The 26017-nt window shown below is 61.2% G+C and carries 19 protein-coding genes; 3 read left to right on the top strand and 16 right to left on the bottom strand.

Features of this window, described 5'->3' with window-relative positions; genetic code table 11:
* The first annotated feature begins 59 nt into the window (after positions 1–59).
* A complete protein-coding gene (locus ACJO2E_RS06705; protein ID WP_406963041.1) occupies positions 60–692 on the top strand; it encodes a CBS domain-containing protein in 633 nt (210 codons plus the stop codon).
* A gap of 24 nt (positions 693–716) precedes the next feature.
* Here the strand turns inward: ACJO2E_RS06705 and ligA are convergent, their stop codons facing one another.
* From ligA to smc, 3 genes are all read right to left on the bottom strand, one after another.
* Positions 717–2747 carry an NAD-dependent DNA ligase LigA gene (ligA, locus tag ACJO2E_RS06700; RefSeq protein ID WP_406963039.1) on the bottom strand — a complete coding sequence of 677 codons (2031 nt, stop codon included), beginning with the start codon at positions 2745–2747 and terminating at the stop codon, positions 717–719.
* Between the two features lie 38 nt (positions 2748–2785).
* Entirely contained in the window at positions 2786–3817 is a 1032-nt protein-coding gene (zipA, locus tag ACJO2E_RS06695) for a cell division protein ZipA (RefSeq protein WP_406963037.1), read from the bottom strand.
* Positions 3818–3993: 176 nt separating this feature from the next.
* Positions 3994–7491, bottom strand: a complete 3498-nt coding sequence (smc, locus tag ACJO2E_RS06690; protein ID WP_406963035.1) for a chromosome segregation protein SMC — start codon at positions 7489–7491, stop codon at positions 3994–3996.
* A 265-nt stretch (positions 7492–7756) separates the two neighbouring features.
* Between smc and ACJO2E_RS06685 the strand changes: the two genes are divergently transcribed.
* Positions 7757–8710, top strand: coding sequence for a GGDEF domain-containing protein (locus tag ACJO2E_RS06685; protein ID WP_406963033.1), 954 nt, complete (start codon positions 7757–7759; stop codon positions 8708–8710).
* Between the two features lie 16 nt (positions 8711–8726).
* Here ACJO2E_RS06685 and rluB read toward each other — a convergent pair whose 3' ends face one another.
* From rluB to sdhC, 13 genes are all read right to left on the bottom strand, one after another.
* Complete coding sequence (rluB, locus tag ACJO2E_RS06680; RefSeq protein ID WP_406963031.1) at positions 8727–9722, bottom strand: 23S rRNA pseudouridine(2605) synthase RluB; 996 nt, start codon at positions 9720–9722, stop codon at positions 8727–8729.
* An 18-nt stretch (positions 9723–9740) separates the two neighbouring features.
* The gene (gene scpB / locus ACJO2E_RS06675; RefSeq protein ID WP_406963029.1) at positions 9741–10430 is read right to left on the bottom strand and encodes an SMC-Scp complex subunit ScpB; all 690 of its coding nucleotides are present in this window, start codon (positions 10428–10430) and stop codon (positions 9741–9743) included.
* An 11-nt stretch (positions 10431–10441) separates the two neighbouring features.
* Positions 10442–11284, bottom strand: coding sequence for a segregation and condensation protein A (locus ACJO2E_RS06670; RefSeq protein WP_406963027.1), 843 nt, complete (start codon positions 11282–11284; stop codon positions 10442–10444).
* A 19-nt stretch (positions 11285–11303) separates the two neighbouring features.
* Positions 11304–12518: a tryptophan--tRNA ligase gene (locus tag ACJO2E_RS06665; protein WP_406963026.1), complete on the bottom strand. Its 1215-nt coding sequence runs from the start codon at positions 12516–12518 to the stop codon at positions 11304–11306.
* A 159-nt stretch (positions 12519–12677) separates the two neighbouring features.
* Positions 12678–13550 (bottom strand): succinate--CoA ligase subunit alpha, encoded by an 873-nt coding sequence (gene sucD / locus ACJO2E_RS06660; protein ID WP_406963025.1) that lies wholly within the window; start codon positions 13548–13550, stop codon positions 12678–12680.
* Positions 13550–14716 (bottom strand): ADP-forming succinate--CoA ligase subunit beta, encoded by a 1167-nt coding sequence (sucC, locus tag ACJO2E_RS06655; protein WP_328189845.1) that lies wholly within the window; start codon positions 14714–14716, stop codon positions 13550–13552. The genes sucD and sucC overlap by 1 nt, the downstream gene beginning before the upstream one ends.
* A 233-nt stretch (positions 14717–14949) precedes the next feature.
* A complete protein-coding gene (lpdA, locus tag ACJO2E_RS06650) occupies positions 14950–16392 on the bottom strand; it encodes a dihydrolipoyl dehydrogenase (protein WP_406963023.1) in 1443 nt (480 codons plus the stop codon).
* A gap of 72 nt (positions 16393–16464) precedes the next feature.
* Positions 16465–17709 carry a 2-oxoglutarate dehydrogenase complex dihydrolipoyllysine-residue succinyltransferase gene (gene odhB / locus ACJO2E_RS06645; RefSeq protein WP_406963021.1) on the bottom strand — a complete coding sequence of 415 codons (1245 nt, stop codon included), beginning with the start codon at positions 17707–17709 and terminating at the stop codon, positions 16465–16467.
* A 26-nt stretch (positions 17710–17735) separates the two neighbouring features.
* The gene (locus ACJO2E_RS06640) at positions 17736–20570 is read right to left on the bottom strand and encodes a 2-oxoglutarate dehydrogenase E1 component (RefSeq protein WP_406963019.1); all 2835 of its coding nucleotides are present in this window, start codon (positions 20568–20570) and stop codon (positions 17736–17738) included.
* Positions 20571–20886: 316 nt separating this feature from the next.
* On the bottom strand, positions 20887–21591 hold the full coding sequence (locus tag ACJO2E_RS06635) for a succinate dehydrogenase iron-sulfur subunit (RefSeq protein WP_406963017.1): 705 nt from the start codon (positions 21589–21591) through the stop codon (positions 20887–20889).
* A gap of 14 nt (positions 21592–21605) precedes the next feature.
* Positions 21606–23378, bottom strand: coding sequence for a succinate dehydrogenase flavoprotein subunit (gene sdhA, locus ACJO2E_RS06630; protein ID WP_406963015.1), 1773 nt, complete (start codon positions 23376–23378; stop codon positions 21606–21608).
* Positions 23379–23381: 3 nt separating this feature from the next.
* On the bottom strand, positions 23382–23735 hold the full coding sequence (gene sdhD / locus ACJO2E_RS06625) for a succinate dehydrogenase, hydrophobic membrane anchor protein (protein WP_328189839.1): 354 nt from the start codon (positions 23733–23735) through the stop codon (positions 23382–23384).
* Entirely contained in the window at positions 23720–24097 is a 378-nt protein-coding gene (gene sdhC, locus ACJO2E_RS06620; RefSeq protein ID WP_406963013.1) for a succinate dehydrogenase, cytochrome b556 subunit, read from the bottom strand. Before sdhC ends, sdhD begins: the two co-directional genes overlap by 16 nt.
* Positions 24098–24606: 509 nt before the next feature.
* Between sdhC and gltA the strand changes: the two genes are divergently transcribed.
* Positions 24607–25881, top strand: a complete 1275-nt coding sequence (gltA, locus tag ACJO2E_RS06615) for a citrate synthase (protein WP_406963011.1) — start codon at positions 24607–24609, stop codon at positions 25879–25881.
* Positions 25882–26017: the final 136 nt, after the last annotated feature.

The following is a 26017-nucleotide window of genomic DNA, read 5'->3' as shown; positions in this document are numbered from 1 at the left end:
TGGCCGATAAAGGGGTATAACGTAGTCATATCCGGCTACCCGGACCATCAGGAGCAGTAATGGCCATTCACGTCAGCGAACCCGGACGACCAACGGGAACCCGTCTGCCCGAAATTTTCCGCAGCAGGCGCGTGGGCAGCCTGGAGGAAACCAGTGCATCCCATGCGCTGCGGGAAAGCAGTGAAGAGATCTCCGATGGGGCCTTCCAGCAGGCCCGGGAAGTCCATGCCCGGCGTGCCGTAGCCCACTACAGCCAGGCGGAGGATGCCGAGCCGGAACCGGAACGCGCCTATCTGCCGGTCAGCCGGGTCTGCAGCCCCTGGATTCACTCGCTACCGGCGGAATCCACCCTGGCCGATGCCCTCGATGAGATGGAACAGCACGCGATACACCATATAGTGATCACCGCCGACGGTGCGGTCGGTGGCCTGGTGGATACCCGCTGGATACTGGCCTGGCTCCATGAGAACCATCATCACGACATTTCTCAGAGCTTCCAGAACATTGAGTTGCCGGCGTTCCTGACTGCCTCCCCGGAGACCGATGCCCATCAGCTCGCCCGCCTGATGCTGGCCCACCAACTGGACGCCGCCCTGGTGGTCGGCGCCGATGGCAGCCCCACCGGCATTATCACCAGCACGGATTATCTGCGGCTTTACGCAAGTTTGAGTCAGCAGGAGGGCGAGGTTTAGCTTCTTTTTAGTTGGCTATAGCTTCTAGGTCAGTTTGTAGCCTGCCAGGAACTCACCAAACTCCTGTTCATCCATGACCTTCACACCCAGCGACTCCGCCTTGGCCAGCTTGGACCCCGCCGCCTCGCCAGCCACCACACAACTGGTCTTCTTCGAGACACTGCCGGCCACCTTGGCCCCCAGGCTCTCCAGCTTCTCCTTCGCCTCGTCCCGGGTCATTTCAGAGAGGGTTCCCGTCAGAACCCAGGTCTCGCCTTTCAGGGGCAAAGCAGCAGGTTCGGCTACTTCAACGGACTGCCACTGCACGCCGCGCTCCCGTAACTCATCAATGGTCTCCTGGTTATGGGGCTGCCGGAAAAAGCTGTGGATATGTCCGGCCACGATCGGCCCCACGTCCGGCACTTCCTCCAGATCCTCCTCGGAGGCCGCGGCAATCTTCTCCAGGGTACCGAAATACATGGCCAGGCCCTTGGCCGTGGCCTCCCCCACTTCCCGGATACCCACGGCATAGAGGAAACGCCAGAGCTCCGGAGTGCGGGAGTCATCAATCGCCTTGAGCAGGTTGTCGGCGGATTTATCCCCCATCCGGTCCAGCCGCACCAAGTCGGCCTTGCGGAGCTGGTAGAGATCGGCGACGGTGTTGACCATCTCCTTCTCCACCAGCATGTCGATCCACTTCTCCCCCAACCCCTCAATATCCAACGCCTTGCGGGACGCATAGTGACGGATCGCCTCCTTGCGCTGGGCCGGGCAGTAAAGGCCGCCGCTGCAACGGGCCACCGCTTCGTCCTCAATCTGAACGACTTCGGAGCCGCAGACCGGGCATTGCTCAGGTAGCTCAATCTCCCTGGCGTTGCCCGGACGTTTCTCAGCGACCACCTTGACCACCTGGGGAATGACGTCACCGGCGCGCCGTACAAAGACCGTATCGCCGATGCGTACGTCCAGCCGCCGTATCTCATCCATGTTGTGGAGGGTGGCATTGCTCACCGTGACACCGCCCACAAACACCGGCTTCAGCCGGGCCACCGGGGTGACAGCACCTGTTCGGCCCACCTGCCATTCCACGGCCTCCAGTACCGTCAGTTCCTCCTGGGCCGGGAACTTCTGGGCAATGGCCCAGCGCGGCGCCCGGGAGACGAAGCCCAGCTGTTGTTGAAAGTCCAGACTGTTGACCTTGAAGACAATGCCGTCGATTTCGTAGGCCAGACTGTCGCGCTTTTCGAGCAGGGATTCGTAAGCCTCCAGGCATTCATCGGGGCCGGTGGCCAGACTCATCTCCGGATTAATGCGAAAGCCCCAGTCGCGAACCATCCTCAGGCAGGCATAGTGAGTATCCGGCAGAATCCCTTCATCGGGCACTGCCACGCTGTAGGCGCAAATCTCCAGAGGGCGGCGGGCGGTGATCTTCGGATTCTTCTGGCGAAGGCTGCCGGCAGCGGCATTGCGGGGATTGACGAAGGTCTTTTCTCCCTGGTCGGCGAGCCTGCGGTTCAGCTCCTCAAACCCTGCCCGGGGCATGTAAACTTCGCCGCGCACCTCCACCACGTCCGGCAGGTCTTTCCCCCGCAGGCGGAGCGGCACGGACTCAATGGTGCGGATATTGGCGGTGATGTCCTCGCCGGTGTAGCCATCGCCCCGGGTGGCGGCCTGGGTCAGCAGCCCCTTCTCGTAGTGGAGGCTGACCGCCAGCCCGTCGAGCTTGGGCTCGCAGACATACTCCACCGGGTCGTCCGTCGGCAGACGGTCACGGACCCGTCGATCGAAATCGCGCAGTTCATCGTCGGAAAAAGCGTTGTCCAGGGACAGCATGGGCAGGCGATGGACCACTTCGGCGAAAGTGTTATCGCCGGTGGCACCCACCCGCTGGGTCGGCGAATCCGCGGTCACCAGTTCCGGGTGGTCCGCCTCCAGTGACTGGAGTTCGCGCATCAGGCGGTCGTATTCCGCATCCGGGACCGCCGGTTCATCCAGCACGTAGTAACGGTAATTGTGGTCGTCAATGACCTGACGGAGTTCCTGGATACGGCGTTCAACAGACGAGGTCTGGCTCATGTCTCTTCTATTCCGGGATGGGCCCTGGTCGCGGTAGGTCAGTGCCTGGAGCGGCGCTTGCGTTCGTATTCGCGGATCCGCTGACGGCAGTGCTCAATGGTCTGGGCGGTCATCACGCTGCGGCGTTCGTCCTTCAGCTCGCCTCCCAGGTTGCGTACCACAGCCTGAGCGGTCTCCAGCATGAAGTCAAAGGCCTGCATGGAGTTGGTCGGACCAGGCACGCTCATGAAGAAACTGATGCCGGGGGTGGACATCTCCTCCATCTCATCGGGAATGAAGGTGCCGGGCTCCACCGCGTTGGCAACGCTGAACTGAACGGGGCTGGTGGTTTCCGGCGTTTCGTGACGGTGGTAGATGTCCAGGTCGCCGTGTTCCAGTCCGCAGGCTTCGAACAGCTTTTTCAGGGCCTTGCCGGAAAAATCATCCTGTTCCCTTGCCAGTACGTTGATCACCAGCACTTCCTCCGCCGGCGGTCGGTTGGCACCGGCCTTGGGCTGGCCCTCGCGGGGCTCCGTTGCCGCCCCGCCACGACTGGCGGTGTCCTCCTCCACATCAGTGACGGTGGGTGGTTCCGGGTCCTTCCGGCGGCCCATCCTGCGGGGCTCGGGACGGCGTGGCTTGCGCACAGTGCGCATTTCGCCAGCCACTTCCTCATCGCCTGCCGGGTCGTCCTGCCGGGCGGTGACCGGTTCTTCCGCCAGACCGGCTGCCTGCTCGGGTTCCGGCTCCGACTCGGAGGCGGTAAAGGAAGGAACATCGGATTCTGGCTCGGGCTCCGGCTCCGCTGTCTCCGGTCCCGGGGGCTCGGAAAGGTCGGTATCAGAGGGCACCGCGGCGGTCACGTAGCCACGCTCCTCCAGAGTGTCCCGGGACACCGGGCGGGCGCCCCCGTGGGGCAGCTCCGGGTTGTAGTCATCATCCAGGGGAGAATTCTCGATATCATCCGCGCCCATGCCGCTGGAAATGGCGATGGCGTCCTTGCGGGCACGCCGCATACGGCGCAGGCCATCCAGTACGATGGCGATAATAATCAGGGCACCAATGGCAATTAACCATTCCCGAAGCGACATAACTACCCGATCCTGTCTGTGGTCCTTGACAAAGCCCCGAACGATTTCCGGACAGCGGCGACTGTTCAGTGGCCCTCAAACCCGTAACTCTAAGAAAAGACCACCGCGAATACAACGCGATAGGCTGTCAAGTGGCGGTTTTTTCATGTCGCCGCCGGACATGGGCCAAATATTGATCAGGCTTCGGCCAGCGCGGCGGCCTCGTCCACGTCCACGGATACCAGGCGGGAGCAACCCGGCTCATGCATGGTGACCCCCATCAACTGGTCCCCCATCTCCATGGCAATCTTGTTGTGGGTAATATAGATGAACTGCACCTGGGACGACATTTCCTTCACCATATTGGCGTAACGGCTCACATTGGCATCGTCCAGCGGCGCGTCCACCTCATCCAGCATACAGAACGGCGCCGGGTTGAGCTGGAAGATGGAGAATACCAGGGCAATGGCGGTCAGCGCCTTCTCCCCGCCGGACAGCAGGTGGATGGTGCTGTTCTTCTTGCCCGGCGGCCTGGCCATGATGGCAACACCGGTTTCCAGCAGGTCTTCCCCGGTCAGTTCCAGGTAGGCGTTACCGCCCCCGAACACCTTGGGGAACAGCGCCTGGAGGCCGCCGTTGACTTTGTCGAAGGTCTCCTTGAAGCGCTGCCGGGTTTCCCGGTCGATCCGGCGGATGGCGTTGTCGAGGGTTTCCAACGCCTCCATCAGGTCTTCGTGCTGGCTGTCCAGATAGGTCTTGCGCTCGCTCTGTACCTGATATTCCTCGATGGCCGCCAGGTTGATGGCGCCCAGGCGCTGGATGCGGTTGCCGATCTTGTCCAGCTCCTCGGCCCAGGCCTGCTCGGTGGCCTCTTCCGGCAACTGTTCCAGGATATCCGCGAGCTTGACGTCCAACTCCTGCAATTGCTCCAGGTGATTGGTGGCGCGAATCTCCAGGGCCTGGGATTCCATGCGCAGCTTCTCAAGCTGGCCACGGATATCCTGTGCCCGGTGTTCCGCCTGACTGCGGAACTGCTCTTTCTCACGCACATCCCGGTCGATTTCCTCCAGGGCGTCCCGGGCCACCGACAGCTTCTCTTCCTCCGCCAGCCGGCGATCCAACAGTCCTTCAAGCTGCATCTCCAGGTCCTCGATGGGTGCTTCCGCGCTCTCCCGGTTCTCACGCAGGATCTCCAGCCGTTCCTCAAGGCGCTGGTCCTGGAGCCTGGTCCTTTCCAGGGTTTGTTGCAGGCCATCCTGCTGGCTGGTCAGTGACTGGATCTGGAGCTGTAGCTGGTGGGCGTGGTCGCGGTCGCTACGAGCCTGATGGCGCAGGTGGTCCAGCCGTTCACGCAGGTCGTCCCGCTGCTCCAGCAGGCGCTCCTTTTCCGCCTCCGTGTCCTCGTTAGCCGCCAGGGACTGGTCCCAGGTGAGCCGGGCCTCTTCCAGTTCCTCCTGCTTCACCGCCCGCTGCTCGCGGATATCCGCCACGTCCTCATCAATCCGCTGCAAACGGTCGTTGATCTGCTCGGCCCGCGCCTTCAGGCCGCTGACCCGGGAGGTCAGCGACGACAGCTCGCTCTGGATATCGTTGGCGGTCTGCTGGGCCTGGTCCCGCTGCAACTCCGCATCCGAGGTTCGCTCCTGCAGGTCGTCGAGACGTTCCCGGGCCTCCGCCAGCCGGGTTTCCGCCTCGTCCAGGGCAGAGGCCAGTTCCTCCACCTTCTGCTGGCGTTCGATAACGCCGGTGCGGGAACGGTCGGACTCCGGCATGCGCAGCCATCCACGACCGAGCCAGATGCCTTCGGGGGTAATCAGGGTTTCATGGTCACCAAGCCCCGGCTGTCGCTCCAGCGCTTCACGAAGGGTGTCCACGGTCTTCACCTGCCCCAACCAGGGGGCAAGGCTGCTGCCGTTGCGGACCCTGGCAGCCAGGGAATCCGGTGCCATCTCCCCGGTTGCCGGGCCCTTTTCCACCAGGGCCACGCCACGGGGGGCGTCATCCAGCTGTTGGGCCAGCGCGTCGAGGCTGTCCACCTCGACCCCCTGCAGGAGATTCCCCAGGACTTCCTCCACGGCAAATTCCCAGCCCGTGTCGGTCTGCAACTGGCGGGCAATACGCGGGGCATTGGCTAGCCCGGCGCCGGAGAGCCATTGCTGCAGGGTATCGTCGTCCGCACCCAGTTGTTCGTCCAGCAGGGCCTGCTGGGATTCCAGGGACGCCCGCAGGGATTGGTCCCGCTGGCTCAGTTCGCTGACCTGCTGTTCCTGGTCCCGCAGGCGGGCCTTGAGGTCCTGCAGGCGGTCGGTTGTTTCCTCGATGGTGTCCGCGGCTTCCTCCCGGCGGAGATTCAGCTCGGTTTCCTGCTCCAGCAGTTCGTCCAGTTCGGTGCGATCGAGCTGGTCATCCAAAAGGGCCTTTTCGTCCTCGAGCCGCCGCTGGCGGGTCAACAGGTTCTCGATTTCCTGCTCCAGGGTGCGGATGCGGTTCTGGGACAGCTCGGCTTCCCGCTTGGTGTCCGAGGAGCGGGCGCTGAAGGCTTCCCACTGGTGCTGCCAGTCACTCATGGCCTCTTCGGCGGACTGTAGCTGCATGGCGGACTCCTCCGCCTGGGCGGCGAGGGTTTCCTGTTCCGGTTCCAAGCCGGTCAGCTCGTCGCGGATGGCGGTGAGCTTTTCGTCATCCTGGGCCAGTTCCCGGGCGATCTCGCTGCGGCTGGCCAGTGCCTGGTCAAGTTCCGTGGCCACCTGACGGCTGCGTTCACGCTGGTGTTCAAGGCTCTGTTCCACCCGGGCGATATCGGCCCCGGCCTCGTAGTATCGGGCCTGGTTGCGGTTGAACTCGTCGGTGCGCTGCTGGTGCTCGTCCCGCAGCTTTTCGAGGGAACTTTCAAGGTTCACCCGTTCAGTGAGGTGTTTCTCCAGTTCCAGCTCCGTTTCCTGCAACTGCTCCCGGCGCTGCTTCAGGTCGTCGTCCAGACCCTGCCATCGCAACACGGTCAGTTCGGCCTTGTACCGGCGCTCGGTGCCCTTGAGCTCCTTGTAGCGCTCCGCAGCCTGCGCCTGACGTTGCAGATGCTGGAGCTGGCGTTCAAGTTCATCCCGAAGGTCCGTCAGACGCTCGAGGTTTTCCCGGGTACGGCGGATGCGGTTCTCGGTTTCCCGACGGCGTTCCTTGTACTTTGAAATGCCCGCCGCTTCCTCGATGTAGACCCGCAGTTCCTCCGGCTTGGCCTCGATCAGCCGGGAGATCATGCCCTGTTCGATAATGGCGTAACTGCGCGGGCCCAGGCCGGTGCCCAGGAACAGGTCCGTGATATCCCGGCGGCGACACTTGGCACCGTTCATGAAATAGTCGGACTGGCCTTCCCGGGAGACACGACGGCGTACGGAAATCTCGTTGAAGCGGGCGAACTCACCGGGGGCGGAGCCGTCGGAGTTGTCGAAGATCAGTTCGATGGATGCCTGGCCCACAGGCTTGCGGGCGCTGGAACCATTGAAGATGACGTCCGCCATGGATTCGCCACGAAGGTACTTGGCGGAGCTCTCCCCCATGACCCAGCGGACCGCATCGATAATATTGGATTTGCCACAACCGTTCGGGCCGACCACAGCCGTCATGTTGGACGGAAACGGGACCGTGGTGGGGTCGACGAAGGACTTGAAACCCGCGAGTTTTATGGACTTCAGGCGCATGTTGTTCCGGATCTTCCCTAACGGCTTGGTGGCTGTCTGGCGCGCGTTACAAACGGTGCAGTTTACCACAGGGATGTGGTATGCCCAGCCCGACCGTATCGCATTTCCCTCCGGCAGGCGACGGCCCCGACAAAAATTTGCCGCTCAAGACTACGGTACTGAAATTGAGCTGGCTTCAGAGTGCCAACACACTGTTTCTTCCGGATATAAGACTAGTGGCATGTTATCTGCTTAATGCAGGAAAATTCTCGTAAAGGCACTAGCAATGGCAGGCAATAACCGCCCCTACCCCCATGCCCCGCAAACCCACCATGGCCGTCTGGCCGAACTACGCCAGGCGAGGCAGGCCTGGACCCAGGCCGAGGACCCGGTGGCCAGGCTCTATCGACGGAGCAGCACCACCCTGTCCCTGGAACACCTGTTGGGCATCTTCGCGGAGGAACTGGCAAGGGCGATTCCCTATGGGCAGCTCGTGTACCGCCACCGGCTGGGATGTCAGGATTTCGTCTACAGCACCGGCATGGGGGGATCCCATCGCTGCGATTACCAGTTGAACCTGGAGGGCGCCAACTATGGTTCCCTTGCGCTGACCCGTCGGCAGCGGTTCCATGAGGATGAACTGGAAATCATCGAATACCTGCTGGGTATCGTCATCTGCCCGTTACGCAATGCCTGCCAGTACGCGCTGGTGGAACAGGCGGCGCTGACCGACGCCCTCACCGGCATCCCCAACAAGCGGGCGCTGGATATGGCTCTGGCACGGGACTGCAGTATCGATGATCGCCACGGGGACCGCTTTACACTGATTCTCTGTGATCTTGACCATTTCAAGGAGGTCAACGACACCTACGGTCATGTGATTGGCGACCTGCTATTGCAGGCGTCCGCCGATGCCCTGAGGGAGGCCACCCGGGACGGTGACAGTATTTTCCGCTTTGGAGGGGAGGAATTCGCCATACTCCTGCCCCACACCGATTGCCGGGATGGCGAGGACGTGGCCGACAGGATTCGTGCCGCCATCAACAACATCCGTATACCCTGTGGTGATCGTCAGGTACAGGTGACCGCCAGCGCCGGTGTTGCTTCCCACCGTCACGGCGAGACCCCCAACCAATGGGTGGCGCGGGCGGATGACGCCCTGTACCGCGCCAAGGATGCCGGCCGGAACTGCACCCGTATCGCTCATGTGGTGGGCAGCACCGGCACAGAAACGGTCTGAAGAGACGGCTTGCGGGTCAGGCGTTGCCGGGACCGTTGCGATGTCTGGAAGGTTTTCCCGGGGCCGGGGAACGTGCCGGTTTGTGACGCTGCCCGCCACTGTCATCCACCTGCCAGCGACGGGCACCCCCCGGTTTCTTGTTTCCTCTCGAGGGCGCCTTGCGGCGGCGCCGCTCCTGCTCGGCCTGCTCCCCGGGAGTCTTGGTGGGCACTTCAGACAGGGGCAGGTCAACCGACCGGCTCAGGTCATTGACCCCCTTCTGGTCCAACTCTTCCCAGCGCCCAACCGTCAGCCGGCTGGGCAGGAATACCGGTCCGTAACGCACACGCTTGAGGCGACTGACCCGAACGCCCTGTGACTCCCACAGGCGCCTGACCTCCCGGTTGCGCCCCTCCATCAGGGTCACGTGAAACCACTGGTTCTGGCCCTTGCCGCCTGCCGGGGAAATATCCGAGAAGGCTGCCACGCCATCCTCCAGCAGCACGCCGTCCAGAAGCCGCTGGATCATGGCATCGTCCACCGCACCGAAAATGCGGACGGCGTATTCCCGGTCTATCTCGCTGGACGGGTGCATCAGCCGGTTGGCCAGTTCACCGTCGGTGGTGAAGAGCATCAACCCGGTGGTATTGATATCCAGACGGCCGACACCGATCCAGCGCTGGTCCTTGAGCCTGGGCAGGCCGTCGAACACGGTCGGACGGCCCTCCGGGTCATTGCGGGTGGTCACCTCACCCTCGGGCTTGTTGTAGACCAGTACACGCCGCACCACCGCATCGGCGGACCGGCTCTCCACCGCTTTGCCGTCGACGGCGATACGGTCGCTGGACAATGCCCTTTCGCCGGGCTGGGCCACCTGTCCGTTGACCGTCACCCGACCGTCCTGGATCCAGGCATCGACTTCCCGGCGGGAGCCGACACCGGCCCGGGACAGGAGTTTCTGTAGCCGTTCGGGCTGGTCGCCCGTGGCCGGGGTTGCCGTTCTGGACGGCCTGGGGGGGCGTTGCGACGCCATGGAACGATCCTTACTGGATTAGTGAAGTGTTGTGTTGCTGTCCGATTCGTCACCGGAACCCTGACTCCCGGCCGGCGCCGGGGTTTCGTCATCCCCGTCCGTCGGGGCGGCGTCCGTGGCTTCGAACTGGATCTCGGCCTGCATTTCCTGCTCGATCTCGCGGCCGATTTCCTCCAGGTCCCGGATCTCCGCCAGGGGAGGCAACTCCTCAAGGCTGGTCAGGTTGAAATAGTCCAGGAACTGGCGGGTAGTGGCATACATGGCCGGACGCCCGGGAACATCCTTGTGGCCCACCACCCGGACCCATTCTCGTTCCTGCAGCGTGCGGATGATATTGCTGCTTACCGTAACACCCCGGATATCCTCGATCTCGCCCCGGGTGATGGGTTGGCGATAGGCGATCAGGGCCAGGGTCTCCAGCAGTGCCCGGGAATAGCGCTGGGGCTTCTCCTCAAACAGGCGCCCTACCCACGGGGCATAGTCCTGGCGGACCTGGAAGCGATAGCCGCTGGCCACTCTGCGCAGTTCGAAACCGCGGTTGGCACAGGACTCATCCAGCAGCATGAGCACGTGTTCCATGATCTGGCGTGCCGGCCTTTCATGCTCCTCGAACAGGTCCCGCAACTGGTCAATGTTCAGGGGCCGTCCCGCTGACAGCAGTGCGGCTTCGACGATATTCTGCACTCGCTTGAGGTTTTCTTCATTCATGGACTGCGGCCTCAGTTACTGGTTCGCGCACGGACATGGATGGCCCCCAGGGTTTCCGCCTGCACGATCTCGATCAGTTCTTCCTTCACCAGCTCCAGCATGGCCAGGAAGGTCACCACCACGCCAAGCCGGCCTTCTTCCCGGGTGAACAGGCTCTCGAAGGCCATGAACCGGTCCGCCGGCAGCATTGCCAGGATCGATGACATGCGCTCACGGGTGGACAGCCGTTCCCGCTCCACATGGTGGCTGGTGAACAGATCCGCGCGCTGCAGCACCCCCTGCAGGGCCAGCAGCATGTCCCGTAGCTCCACCGGCGGGTGCACATCACTCCGGGGCAGCTCGGGCAGCGTGGCGGAGTTGGGGAAGGTATCCCGCTCCATCCGCGGCAGGTTGTCCACATCCTCGGCGGCCTTCTTGAAACGCTCGTACTGCTGGAGGCGCCGGATCAGTTCCGCCCTGGGGTCTTCCTCCTCGTCGTCTTCCGCTTCCTGGCGCGGCAGCAGCATCCGTGACTTGATCTCCGCCAGGGTGGCCGCCATCACGAGGTATTCCGCCGCCAGTTCGAACCGCATGGCTTCGACGGCGCTGATGTATTCCATGTACTGGCGGGTGATCTCGCTGACGTCGATATCGAGGATGTTCATGTTCTGGCGTCGGATCAGGTACAGCAGCAGGTCAAGGGGACCCTCGAAGGCCTCCAGGAAGACCGCCAGGGCGTCCGGCGGAATGTAGAGATCCTGGGGGATATCGGACAGGGGCTTGCCATCCACCCTGGCCACAGGGGGTTGCTCCGGTGGGGCGTCCGCCGCGGGCGCCTCCGGGATATCGTCAGAGCCGGTCACACGCTCAGTCAACTGTCACCCCCTGGTCCGGTCACCGGTATACCACACCCATGGCTTCACGGACTTCCTCCAGGGTATCCCTGGCGGCGTCCCGGGCCTGGTCGGCCCCCTCCATGATGATCGCATGGATCAGGTCCGGATTGGACTCGTATTCCATGGCCCGCTCATGCAGGGGCCGCTGTTCCTCGACAATGGCGTCAATCACCGGTTTCTTGCAGTCCAGGCAGCCAATACCGGCGCTGCGACAACCGGTCTGCACCCACTCGCGGGTGCTGTCGTCGGAATAGACCTTGTGGAATTCCCACACCGGGCATTTCTCCGGCTCCCCCGGATCGGTCCGGCGTACCCGCTGCGGATCCGTTGGCATGGTCCGGATTTTCTGTGCCACCGAGTCCGGGGCCTCCCGTAGGCCGATGTCATTGCCGTAGGACTTGGACATCTTCTGCCCGTCCAGGCCCGGCATCCTGGAGTATTCGGTCAGCAGCGGCTGGGGTTCCGGCAGCAGCACCTTACCGCCGCCTTCGATGTAACCGTAGAGGCGTTCACGATCCCCCAGGGAGATGTTCTGCTGTTCCCGCAGCAGTGCCCTGGCGGTCTCCAGCGCCTCCAGGTCACCCTCTTCCTGGTATCGGCGTTTGAGGGACCGGTACAGGCGCGCGTTCTTTTTGCCCATCTTGACGATGGCGGCTTCCGCCTGTTCCTCGAAGCCCGGTTCCCGGCCGTACAGGTGATTGAACCGGCGGGCGATTTCCCGTGCGATTTCCACGTGGGACACCTGGTCCGCGCCCACCGGAACCTTGCCCGCCCGGTAAAGCAGGATATCCGCGCTCTGCAGAAGTGGATACCCTAAAAATCCGTGAGTTGCGAGATCTTTTTCACGTAATTTCTCCTGTTGATCCTTGTAGCTGGGGGCCCGTTCAAGCCAGCCCAACGGGGTGATCATGGACAACAGGAGGTGGAGCTCCGCATGCTCGGGCACTGACGATTGCACAAACAGCGTGGAGGACCCCGGGTTTATACCGGCCGCCAGCCAGTCGATAACCATTTCCCACACGTTCTCGCGAATATGGGACGGATCATCATAGCTGGTGGTCAACGCATGCCAGTCAGCCACGAAGAAGAAGCATTCGAATTCGTGCTGCAGCTTCACCCAGTTCCTGAGTACACCGTGATAATGCCCGAGATGCAGGCGACCGGTGGGCCGCATACCGGACAGCACCCGTTGCTGGGAATCAACAGAACCCAATGCACGAACTCCTTATGGTCACAATTGACCGGTCATGATAAATCAGTCCGCCCGGCGATGACAGAGATCACGACGCCCTTCGGCGCCCCGGAATGAAAAACCCCCGCTCCGGTCACACCGGGCGGGGGTTCTGTCTTCCATCGGTTGGCGCCCGTGGGCTTACCAGCCAGTGGCTTCCTTCAGGGCCTTGCCGATCTCGGCCAGGCTGCGCACGGTCTTCACACCGGCGTCCTGCAGGGCGGCAAACTTCTCGTCCGCAGTGCCCTTGCCACCGGAAATGATGGCACCGGCGTGACCCATCCGCTTGCCGGGAGGCGCGGTAACGCCCGCGATGTAGGACACCACCGGCTTGGTCACGTTCTCCTTGATGTAGGCCGCAGCTTCTTCCTCGGCGGTACCACCGATTTCACCGATCATCACGATGGCCTCGGTTTCCGGATCTTCCTGCAGCAGCTTCAGGATATCGATGAAGCTGGAGCCGGGGATCGGGTCACCGCCAATGCCTACGCAGGTGGACTGGCCGTAGCCGAAGTCGGTGGTCTGCTTGACCGCTTCGTAGGTCAGGGTACCGGAACGGGATACGATGCCGACCTTGCCCTTCTTGTGGATATGACCAGGCATGATGCCGATCTTGCACTCGTCGGGGGTGATCACGCCCGGGCAGTTCGGGCCGATCATGCGGGCGCCTTTCTTGTCGACATACTCCTTGGCGTACAGCATGTCAATGGTGGGAATGCCCTCGGTGATGCACACGATCAGCTGGATACCCGCGTCGGCGGCTTCAATGATGGCGTCCTTACAGAACGGCGCCGGTACGTAGATCACGGTGGCTTCCGCACCGGTCTTCTCTACCGCTTCGCGCACGGTGTTGAACACCGGCAGGCCCAGATGCTCGGTACCGCCCTTACCCGGGCTGACACCGCCGACCAGCTTGGTGCCGTACTCAAGCGCCTGCTCGGAGTGGAAGGTACCCTGGGCACCGGTAAAGCCCTGACAGATAACCTTGGTGTCTTTGTTGATCAGGATGCTCATTATTTACCCCCTGCGGCTTTAACGACCTGCTCTGCAGCATTGGACAGGCTGGTTGCGGCAATGATGTTGAGGCCGCTCTCTTCGAGGACCTTGGTACCCAGTTCAGCGTTGTTGCCTTCCAGGCGTACCACCACAGGAACCTTGACACCCACTTCCTTCACGGCACCAATGATACCCTCGGCGATCATGTCACAACGGACAATGCCACCGAAGATGTTGACCAGTACCGCCTGGACGTTGTCGTCGGACAGGATGATCTTGAACGCTTCGGAGACCCGCTCCTTGGTGGCACCGCCACCCACGTCCAGGAAGTTGGCGGGCTGGCCGCCGGACAGCTTGATGATGTCCATGGTGCCCATGGCCAGGCCGGCACCGTTAACCATGCAGCCGATGTTGCCATCGAGGGCCACGTAGTTGAGTTCCCAGTTGGCGGCTTCCGCTTCGCGGGCATCTTCCTGGGAGGGGTCGTGCATTTCCTGGATCTGCTTCTGGCGGTACAGCGCGTTGCCGTCCACGTTGATCTTGGCATCCAGGCAGTGCAGGTTGCCTTCGCTGGTGATAACCAGGGGGTTGATTTCCAGCAGCGCCAGATCCTTGTCTTCGAACAGCTTGGCCAGGCCCACGAAGATCTTGGCAAACTGGCCAATCTGCGGGCCTTTCAGACCCAGCTTGAAGGCCAGCTCACGGCCCTGGTACGGCTGCGCGCCAACCAGCGGGTCGATCTCGGCCTTGAGGATCTTCTCGGGAGTTTCCTCGGCCACGGTTTCAATTTCGACGCCACCCTCGGTGGATGCCATGAAGACAATGCGGCGGGTGGCACGGTCAACCACGGCTCCCAGATACAGCTCCTGATCGATATCGGTCAGGGACTCGACCAGAATCTTGCTGACCGGCTGGCCTTTCTCGTCGGTCTGGAAGGTCACCAGGTTCTTGCCCAGCCACTGCTCGGCAAAAGCCTTGATGTCGTCCTTGTTCTTCACCAGCTTGACGCCGCCAGCCTTGCCGCGACCACCGGCGTGAACCTGGGCCTTTACCACCCAGCCGTCACCGCCGATCTTGTCAGCAGCCGCAGCTGCCTCGTCAGGAGTATCACAGGCATAGCCCTTGGATACAGGCAGGCCGTATTCAGCAAACAGCTGCTTGGCCTGATATTCGTGCAAATTCATAGTCAAGTGTCCCGCTTTTTGATGGAGGATAACCACATACGGAAATGAACCCGCTGGAACCCATTGAAACCAGCCCGGGCACCAGGCACGGTCTGACTTCGATGCGCTCCGTCATGCGAATTCGCTTCGGCCCGCCGGGGATCGCCTCAGCGGGCCTAAACGCCGCTCCGGGCACGGTGTATTCTCACCGTATCGGGCCGACACCATTGCCCGCCCAGCCCGGAACGTGAGCGCTATTTCTTCTTGCGACGGTTGGCCTTGTGAATAGCGCCACCGTCGACCGCCAGGGCCGCTTCGTGCACGGATTCCGACAGGGTCGGGTGTGCGAAGCAGGTCAGCGCCAGGTCTTCGGCGCTGGAGCCGAATTCCATGGCAATCACGCCCTGGGCCACGAGCTCGGATGCCTGGGGACCCACCACGTGGAAGCCCAGAATCCGGTCGGTCTTCTCGTCGGCAATGATCTTGACCATGCCGAACGGAGCGTTTGCGGCCATGGCACGGCCATTGGCAGAAAACGGGAAGGTACCCACCTTGTAGGCCTCACCTTCGGACTTCAGCTCTTCCTCGGTCTTACCGACCCAGGCCACCTCGGGAGAGGTATAGATGATGTTCGGGATGCAGTCATAGTTGACCGCAGGCTTGTGGCCGGCAATCCGCTCGGCGACCATGGCACCCTCTTCCGAGGCCTTGTGGGCCAGCATGGGGCCGCGCACCACATCGCCTACGGCCCAGACTCCGGGCACATCGGTCTTGCAGTGTTCATCCACATAGATAAAGCCACGCTCATCCATGTTGATGCCGGCATCGGCCGCCAGCAGGTTCTCGGTATTGGGGCGACGGCCAACGGCAACGATCAGCTTGTCGAATTTGAGCTGCTCCTTGTTCTTGCCATCTTCGTAGTCCACGTAGACCAGCTTGCGCTTCACCTCGGCCTTGGTCATGCGGGCGCCCAGCTTGATGTCCAGGCCCTGCTTCTTGAACTGCTTGAGGGCATCCTTCGCCACCTGCTGGTCTACCGCCGGCAGGAAGGTATCCATGGCCTCCAGCATGGTCACCTGGGAACCCAGGCGGGCCCATACGCTGCCCAGCTCAAGACCGATAACCCCGGCCCCGATCACGCCCAGGCGCTTGGGCACTTCATCGAATTCCAGCGCACCCTCGGAGTCCACGATGTAGTCACCGTCGAACGGCGCCGGCGGAATCTCGATGGGTTTGGAACCGCTGGCGAGGATCACGTTGTCGGCATCGTAGACCTTGGTGTTGCCATCCTTGTCGGTGACTTCCACCTGACGGTTGGCCAGCAGCTTGCCGTGGCCATGGATGGAGGTGACACCGTTGGACTTGAACAGGCCGGCAATACCGCCGGTAAACTGCTGGACGATACCGCCCTTGCGCTCCATCATCTTGCCGATATTGATCTTGAGATCGTTCAGCTCAATGCCCTGATCCGCATAGCCGTGCTGGGCCTCCTCGTATTTATGGGAGATTTCCAGCAGGGCCTTGGAAGGAATGCAGCCCACATTCAGGCAGGTACCACCCAGTACCTGCTGCTTGCCGTCCTCGGAAGTCCAGGACTCCACACAGGCCGTTTTCAGCCCCTGCTGGGCCGCTTTGATGGCGGCCACGTAACCACCAGGGCCCGCGCCAATGACAATGACATCGTACTTGTCAGACATGTTCTATCCCGTTATCTGGTGGAAGCCCCGGGGGCTGTCGCCTCCCGGGGCTCCGGAATGGGTTTGTGGTGTTCAGACGTCCAGCAGGATGCGGGTCGGATCCTCGATCATTTCCTTGATGGCCACAAGGAACTGCACCGCTTCCTTGCCGTCGATCATACGGTGGTCGTAAGACAGTGCCAGGTACATCATCGGCAGGATCTCGACCTGGCCGTTCACCGCCATCGGGCGCTCCTGGATCTTGTGCATGCCCAGGATGGCAGTCTGCGGCGGATTCAGGATCGGGGTGGAGATCAGCGACCCGAAGATACCGCCGTTGGTGATGGTGAAAGTACCGCCGGTCATCTCGTCAATGCCCAGCTTGCCACCTTTCGCCTTCTGGCCGTATTCGACGATCTTCTTCTCGATATCCGCCAGGCCCATGCCATCCACATCACGGAGAACCGGAACCACCAGACCACGATCCGTGGATACGGCCACGCCGATATCCTGGTAACCATGGTAAACCATGTCATTGCCGTCGATGGAGGCATTCACCGCCGGGAAGCGCTTGAGGGCTTCCGTCGCAGCCCTGGCAAAGAAGGACATGAAGCCCAGCTTGATGCCGTGGCGCTTTTCAAACGCTTCCTTGTATTCCTTGCGCAGCTCCATGACCGGCTTCATGTTCACCTCGTTGAAGGTGGTGAGCATGGCTGCATCGGTCTGAGCCTGCACCAGGCGCTTGGCGATGCTGGCTCGCAGACGGGTCATGGGAACACGTTTCTCCGGACGCTCGCCGGCGGGCAGCTCGGCGGCCGGAGTCGGCTGGGCCGCGGCAGGAGCACCACCGGAGGACTTGCCGCTGTCGATATGGGCCTGGACGTCTTCCTTGGTGACGCGGCCACCCTTTCCGGAACCCTTGATGCTGTCGGGGTCTACATTGTTCTCCTCGGCCAGCTTGCGGGCCGCCGGGCTCAGGATCGCCTCGCCGGACGTAGCCGGGGCGCTCTCGCCGGCAGACGCTGGCGCCTCCTGCTTGGCCGCGGATGTCTCTTCCTTGCCGGAGTCGCCCTTGTCCGCAGGCTTGCTTTCGCCGGCGGCACCTGCCTTGAACTTACCGATGACCTCACCGCTCTCAACGGTATCGCCCTCGTCCTTGACGATCTCTTCGATGACACCATCCGCGGGCGCAACCACTTCCAGAACCACCTTGTCGGTTTCGATGTCGACAATCAGTTCGTCACGTTCGCAGGCTTCACCGGGTTTCTTGTGCCAGGTCGCAACGGTACCCTCAGCGACCGATTCCGGGAAAACGGGGGCTTTAATTTCTGTTGACATTTCAAATCCTTACGTTTGGTATCTGGTCACAGTTCAAAGGCGTCATCTACCAGCTTTTTCTGCTGCTCGACGTGGACCGACATGTAACCTGCAGCAGGGGCGGCAGAGGCATCACGGCCGGCGTATTCCAGGTACAGCTTCGGGTTCAGCCGAGAGAGTGCAGCCCGCATGTGGTGCTGACTGCAATACCAGGCCCCCTGGTTCATAGGCTCTTCCTGGCACCACACCGCATTCTTGAGCTTGGTGTACGGTGCCAGCAGCTCGTCCAGGTCGTCACCCGGGAACGGATACAGTTGCTCGATCCGGAAGATCACCACATCATCGCGACCCTCGGTTTTCTTCTTCTCCAGCAGATCGTAGTACACCTTGCCGCTACAGAGGATCAGACGAGTCACCTTCTTGGGATCGGAAGGCTCCTTCTCGGGCAGTATGGTCTGGAACGTGCCCGAGGTCAGGTCATCCAGATCCGACGTGGCCTCTTTGTGACGCAGCAGGCTCTTGGGCGTAATGGCTACCAGGGGCTTGCGCAGGGGGCGTTTCACCTGGCGGCGCAGCATATGGAACACCTGGGACGGCGTGGTCGGAACACATACCTGAATGTTGTGCTCCGCAGCCAGCTGCAGGAAGCGTTCAAGCCGTGCGGAAGAGTGCTCCGGCCCCTGCCCTTCATAACCGTGGGGCAGCAACAGTGTCAGACCACACAGGCGGCCCCATTTGTGCTCGCCACTGGTCAGGAACTGATCGATGACCACCTGGGCGCCGTTCGAGAAATCCCCGAACTGGGCTTCCCATACGATAAGCGCATCGGGTGTCGTGGTGGCGTAACCGTACTCGAATGCCATCACCGCTTCTTCCGACAGCAGGGAGTCGTAGATCTCGAAACGCGGCTGATTGTCAGACAGGTTCGCCAGCGACGTATAGGTATCGCCGTCCTTCTGGTTATGAAGGATGGCGTGGCGGTGGGAGAAGGTGCCGCGACCAACGTCCTGGCCGGTGATACGAATCGGGTGACCCTCGTCCAGCAGGGACGCGTACGCCATCATCTCACCATAACCCCAGTTGAGACCGAGGGCACCGGCAGTCATCTTCTTGCGGTCTTCAACGATCTTCTGCACCTGGCGCTGGACCGAAAAGCCCTCGGGCACGTGAGTCAGCTTCTTACCCAGGCGCTGAATGTTCTTGAGGGTGACGCTGGTCTTGCACTTCGCGGTCCACTCATGGCCCAGGTACGGCGTCCAGTCCACGTAGAGCTCGGTATTGGGCTCCTTGACCAGGGATTTCACCACGTGCTCACCATTATCGAGGGCATCCCGATAATCGGTCTCCATCTGCTTGGCGTCGTCCTCGGACAGCACGCCCTCCTCCACCAGCTTGCTGGCATACAGGTGGCGCGTGCTCTTGAGCTTGCGGATCTTGTCGTACATGACCGGCTGGGTGGACGAGGGCTCATCCGCCTCGTTGTGGCCACGGCGACGGTAACAGACCAGGTCGATGACCACGTCACGCTTGAATTCGTTGCGATAGTCCATGGCCATCTGGGTGACGAACATCACCGCTTCCGGATCATCGGCATTCACGTGCAGGATCGGCGCCTGGACCATCTTGGCCACATCGGTGCAGTACTCGGTGGAGCGGGCGTCTTCCTGCTTGCTGGTGGTGAAGCCCACCTGGTTGTTGATGACGATGTGGATAGTGCCACCGATACCAAAGCCCCGGGTCTGGGACATCTGGAAGGTTTCCATCACCACGCCCTGACCGGCAAACGCGGCGTCACCGTGCATGATGATCGGCACCACCTGGGAGCCGTCGGTGTCGTTGCGGCGGGTCTGGCGGGCGCGAACGGAGCCTTCCACCACCGGAGAGACAATCTCCAGGTGTGAGGGGTTGAACGCCAGCGCCAGGTGTATCTCGCCGCCCTCGGTCATGACGTTGGAGGAGAAGCCCTGGTGGTACTTGACGTCACCGGAGCCGGAATCGGCCATCTTCTTGCCTTCAAACTCGTCAAACAGATCCTTGGGGTTCTTGCCCAGGGTGTTGACCAGCACGTTCAGGCGTCCACGGTGAGCCATGCCCAGGACAATTTCCTTGGCACCGTAGCTACCGGCACGCTGGATCAGCTCGTCCAGACAGGGGATCAGGCTTTCACCACCCTCAAGGCCAAAGCGCTTCACACCCGGGTATCGGGAACCCAGGTATTTTTCCAGGCCCTCGGCAGCCGTCAGCCTCTCAAGAAGATGCTTGCGGGTCTTGGCCTCATAGGTGGGACTGGACCGCACCGGTTCCATCCGCTGCTGGAACCAGCGCTTGATCCGGGTGTCTACCACATGCATGTACTCGGCACCGATGCTGCCGCAATAGGTCTGGCGCAGTTCATCAATGATATCGCCGAGTTTCATCCGCTCGGAGCCGAAGTTCAGGGACCCGGTCTGGAACTCGAGATCACGGTCCGCTTCCGTCAGTTCGTGGAACGACGGGTCCAGATCCTCCGCCCCGGGACGCTGCCAGACACCCAGCGGGTCAAGCTTCGCTTCCTGGTGACCACGGAACCGGTAAGCATTGATCATCTGGAGAACGCGGATCTGCTTGCGGTCGGCGTCGGTGGTGGCGGAGGCGGGAACACCGGCGCCATTGTAGAAGCGCTGGTTGCGGGATATGTGTTCGAACTGTTCGCGGATGGTGGAGTGGGCAATGTCACGGGTATTACCGTCGACGCCCGGCAGCTTGTCGAAATAGCTTCGCCACTCTTCGGGAATGGCGTTGGGATCGGTCAGGTAGGTTTCAAAAAGCTGCTCAACATAGGCAAGATTCCCACCCTGTAGATGGGACGTCTGCCATAACTGCTCCATTATGCTTTCATGCATTTTGAATAGCTCACCTTGGACTGGTGCGGGGGAGCTTTTTATGGTCGGCCAGGGATATTTCTCAGTCAATACGGGTTTTTACCGGATCGACAACAGCCACCACAACGCTCACGGATGTTTTCCGTTCCCCGGTGGTTTTTATACTGAATCGCGCCGCGGCAGCACTTTTTGGGCGCCGCCTGCGGCCCGATAGCTTGCCCTACCGGCCCTCACCTGCCAATCCGCCTTTGGTAGAAGGCTATCCGGTCAGGTGGAATGCAAGCCGGGAGGTCTGGCACTTCCCGAACAGTATAGCGGTACTCCTGGAAACCGCTGGTTACGTCGCCCGCTGAAGCAGCAGGTTACGAATATGGCCAATCGCCCGGGTCGGGTTCAGACCCTTGGGACAAACACTGACACAGTTCATGATGCCGCGGCAGCGGAACACGCTGAACGGATCATCCAGGTCAGCAAGTCGTTCCGCCTGGGCGGTATCCCGACTATCCGCCAGGAAGCGGTAGGCCTGCAGCAGGCCCGCAGGGCCAACGAACTTCTCCGGGTTCCACCAGAACGACGGACAGGAAGTGGAGCAGCAGGCACAGAGAATACACTCGTACAGGCCATCCAGCTTCTCGCGGTCTTCAGGTGACTGCAGGCGTTCGATGGCCGGCTCCGGATTGTCGTTGATCAGGTACGGCTGCACCTTCTCGTACTGCTGGTAGAACAGGTTCATGTCCACCACCAGGTCACGGATCACCGGCAGCCCCGGCAGTGGGCGCAGCACCAGCTTGCCATTCTTGACCACTTCCGACACCGGTGTGATACAGGCCAGGCCGTTCTTGCCATTCATGTTCATGCCATCGGAGCCACAAACCCCCTCACGACAGGAACGACGATAGGCCAGAGTCTCATCCTGTTCCTTGGCGATGGCCAGGATGTCCAGCACCATCAGATCCTTGCCTTCCGGAATCTCGATCTCAACATCCTGCATGTAAGGGGCGTTGTCAGTTTCCGGATTGTAACGGTAAAGGCTTACCAACATTATTCATGTCCCCCTTAATAGGTCCGAATCTTCGGCTCGAACGTCGGAACCGTTTTCGGAGCGAAGTTCACATCGCGCTTGCCAACCCGCTTGTCCAGCGGGAAGTACAGGGAGTGCTTCAGCCAGTTTTCGTCATCACGCTCGGTGAAGTCGTTACGGGCATGGGCACCACGGCTCTCTTTACGCTCATTGGCGGCAACGGCGGTGGCGTAGGCCACTTCGTACAGGTTATCCAGTTCAAGCGCTTCGATCCGCGCCGTGTTGAAGGCGTTGCTGCGGTCGGTCAGCTTGGTGCGACGCACCCGCTCGCCGATTTCATCCAGTCGCTTGAGCCCTTTCTCCATGCTCTCACCGTCACGGAATACACCGAAGTACAGTTGCATGCAGTCCTGCAGGTCCTTGCGCACAGCCGCCACATCCTCACCTTCTGAGGTATTGTTGAGGCGGTCGATGCGGGCCATCGCCTTCTGGATTTCCTCGTCGGTGGCACCGTCGGTCTCGAAACCATCGCGGATCATCTTCTCGATGTGCAGACCGGCAGCACGGCCAAATACCACCAGGTCCAGCAGCGAGTTGCCACCCAGACGGTTGGCGCCGTGCACGGATACGCAGGCTGCCTCACCACAGGCAAACAGGCCGTCAATGGGCGCGTCGTTGCCGTTCTCGTCCTGGGTCAGGGCCTGACCGCCGACGTTGGTGGGAATCCCACCCATCATATAGTGGCAGGTGGGGACAACCGGAATCGGCTCCTTCACCGGATCCACGTGGGCAAAGGTCCGTGACAGTTCACAGATGCCCGGCAGACGCAGGTTCAGGGTTTCCTCACCCAGGTGATCCAGCTTCAGCAGCACGTGATCCTTGTCGGGGCCGCAGCCACGGCCTTCCAGGATCTCCAGAACCATGGAGCGGGCCACCACATCACGACCGGCCAGGTCCTTCGCGTTCGGTGCATAACGTTCCATGAACCGCTCGCCCTCGGCGTTGATCAGGTAGCCGCCCTCACCCCGGCAACCTTCGGTCACCAGAACCCCGGCACCGTGGATGCCGGTGGGATGGAACTGCCACATCTCAATATCCTGCACCGGGAAACCGGCGCGGAGCGCCATGCCGATACCATCGCCGGTATTGATCAGGGCGTTGGTAGTGGAGGAGTAGATACGGCCAGCGCCGCCGGTAGCCAGCACGGTGGCCTTGGCCTTGATGTAGGCAACCTCACCGGTCTCGATCTCAATGGCGACAACGCCAACCACCTGGTTCTTGCTGTTCTTCACCAGGTCAACGGCATACCACTCGTTAAGGAAGGTGGTGCCGCCCTTGAGGTTGGCCTGATACAGGGTGTGCAGCAGGGCGTGACCGGTACGGTCGGCAGCGGCACAGGTACGGGCCGCCTGGCCACCCTTGCCGTAGTCCTTGGACTGGCCGCCGAACGGACGCTGGTAGATACGGCCCTGTTCTGTACGGGAGAACGGCAGCCCCATGTGCTCAAGCTCGAACACGGCCTGAGGGCCAACGGAACACATGTATTCGATGGCGTCCTGGTCACCGATGTAATCGGAACCCTTGACGGTGTCATACATGTGCCAGCGCCAGTCGTCGTTGGGATCGGCACTGGCAATGGCGCAGGTGATGCCGCCCTGGGCAGACACGGTGTGGGAGCGTGTCGGGAACACCTTGGTAATACAGGCGGTGTTAAGACCGGACTCGGTCAGCTGCAGGGCAGCCCGCATGCCGGAACCACCGCCACCAATAACGATCGCGTCGTAGGAAATGGTCTTGATATTAGCCATCTATTAAAGCCCCCAAAGAATCTGAATGCCCCAGACAACATAGACAAACATTACCGTGCCGCAGACGGCCTGGAACAGGAACCGCGGCAGAGTCGCCTTGATGTAGTCGGTAGAAACGGTCCACAGACCGACCCATGCATGACCACCGAGAGCGATCAGGGTGCCCAGACTGAAAATGCGGAACCAGGTCTGGCTGAACAGACCGGCCCAGGCTTCGTAATTGACATCGGTCGTCAACATGAATCCGAGCAGGAAGATGGTATAGAGGGCCAATACGTAGGCGCTTACGCGCTGGACCATCCAGTCGTAGACGCCGCTGCGACCTGGATTCGTGATGCTGTTTACTGCCATACCCATACCCCCGCGAGAATGATCAGGATTACCGAAATCACCACTGTAAGCTTGGCCGCGAGACGACCGCTGTGGAGTTCCTCGCCGATGCCCATGTCCATCAGCAGGTGCTTGATGCCCGCTACAAGGTGGTACAGCAGGGCCGACAGGATGCCCCAGATGATCAGCTTCGCCAGGAAGCTGTCCAGCAATTCATTGACGCGATTGAAGCCAGCTTCCCCGGACAGCGATACGTCCAGCCCGTACAGCAGGAAGGCGACACCCACAAACAGGATGACGCCGCTGATACGGTGGATAATGGAAGTAATGGCAGGTAGCGGAAAATGAAACTTGCCGAGATCGAGATTAACTGGTCGTTTGCTATTCACAGCGCTCTCACACTCTCTCTTTACTCCGCGTTGCCGGACTGGCCGGGGCGGATGGTTGGTATGAAGGATGACCGTGTCGGCACGCCGTTGTGTCCGCACAGATTGGTCGGGAGGGAGAACATCACCGCAGACGTCGTTGCAGGCGTTCCATAAGGTATGTCCCCGTTTCCGGGCTAGGGATTATAAGGAGTGCCCCCGGGAATTACAAACCGGCAACGCCGGAAAACCCTGTCAGATCAGGCCATCCACTCAGCTATTGTGGTAATTGACAAAATCAATTCGAGACGCAATTACCACCCGTCTCAACGCCACCCGGCCCGCTTTGATACTTGAATTTACCAGCCGGGCGCCTCCATTTTAGATCACAATGAGGTATCATGCCCGGATCGAATCCGTATCTTTTATCTCGCCGCGCATTGACAAAAAAAGCCAACACCCTATATTTTGCCGCCGGTTTACCAATAATACGCGCCTTCCCGCGCTACTAACGCTGAAAACAGGAGAGCACCATGACCGACAGGAAAGCCACGCTCTCGGTGGGTGACAAGTCCATTGAGCTTCCGGTTTACTCGGGTACCGTCGGGCCAGACGTCATTGACGTTCGCGGCCTTGTCCAGGAAGGCGTTTTCACCTATGACCCGGGCTTCGTATCCACAGCGGCCTGCGATTCCGCCATCACCTACATTGATGGCGCCAAGGGTGTCCTGCTGCATCGGGGCTACCCCATTGACCAGCTTGCCGAGTCCTCCGATTACCTGGAAGTGTGCTACCTGCTCCTGAACGGCGAACTGCCTACCGCGGAAGAGAACAAGCAATTCCACAACACCATCAAGAACCACACCATGCTCCACGACCAGATGCGCAATTTCTTCCACGGTTTCCGCCGTGATGCGCATCCCATGGCCATCATGTGTGGCGTGGTTGGCGCGCTGTCCGCCTTCTACCATGACCAGATGGACGTGACTGATCCGCGTCAGCGGGAAATCACCGCCCACCGCCTGATTGCCAAGATGCCCACCATTGCGGCCTGGTGCTACAAGTATTCCATTGGTCAGCCGTTCATGTACCCGCGCAATGACCTGGACTACGCCGAGAACTTCCTGCAGATGATGTTCGGCGTGCCCTGCGAGGAATACAAGCCCAGCCCGACCCTGGCCAAGGCCATGGACAAGATCTTCCTGCTGCATGCGGACCACGAGCAGAACGCGTCCACCTCCACCGTTCGCCTGGCCGGCTCTACCGGCGCCAACCCCTACGCCTGTATCGCCTCCGGCATCGCTGCCCTGTGGGGCCCGGCACACGGTGGCGCCAACGAGGCGGTACTGGACATGCTGGCCGAGATCGGCGACGAAGCCAACATCGAGAAGTTCATTGCCAAGGCCAAGGACAAGGACGACCCCTTCCGTCTGATGGGCTTTGGTCACCGGGTCTACAAGAACTTCGACCCCCGCGCCAAGGTCATGCGTGAAACCGCCCATGAGGTGCTGGAAGAACTGGGTCTGGAAGACGATCCGCTGCTGAAGATCGCCCAGCGCCTGGAGAAGATCGCCCTGGAAGACGAGTACTTCGTGGAGCGCAAGCTGTACCCGAACGTGGACTTCTACTCCGGCATCATCCTCAAGGCCATCGGCATACCGACCTCCATGTTCACGGTCATCTTTGCCATGTCCCGCACCATCGGCTGGTACAGCCACTGGAACGAGATGGTCTCCGGCAACTACCGGATCGGTCGTCCGCGTCAGCTGTACACCGGCCCCGAGAAGCGGGACTATCCGAAGAAGTAAGTGCCCTGCCCCTTAAGGCAGATGCTATTGAAAGGCCGCTGGGTTCGCTCAGCGGCCTTTTTTTGACCTGGAAGCTGGGTGTAAGACGCCTGCCCAGGCGCTTTCATCAAACTTCCCCTCTCCACCCCCCCCCCCA

The sequence above is a fragment of the Marinobacter shunpengi genome (assembly GCF_045449695.1).
Taxonomy (GTDB): Bacteria; Pseudomonadota; Gammaproteobacteria; order Pseudomonadales; family Oleiphilaceae; genus Marinobacter.
Note: the sequence above shows the minus strand (reverse complement) of the source record. Positions and strands in the feature narration are given on the sequence as shown.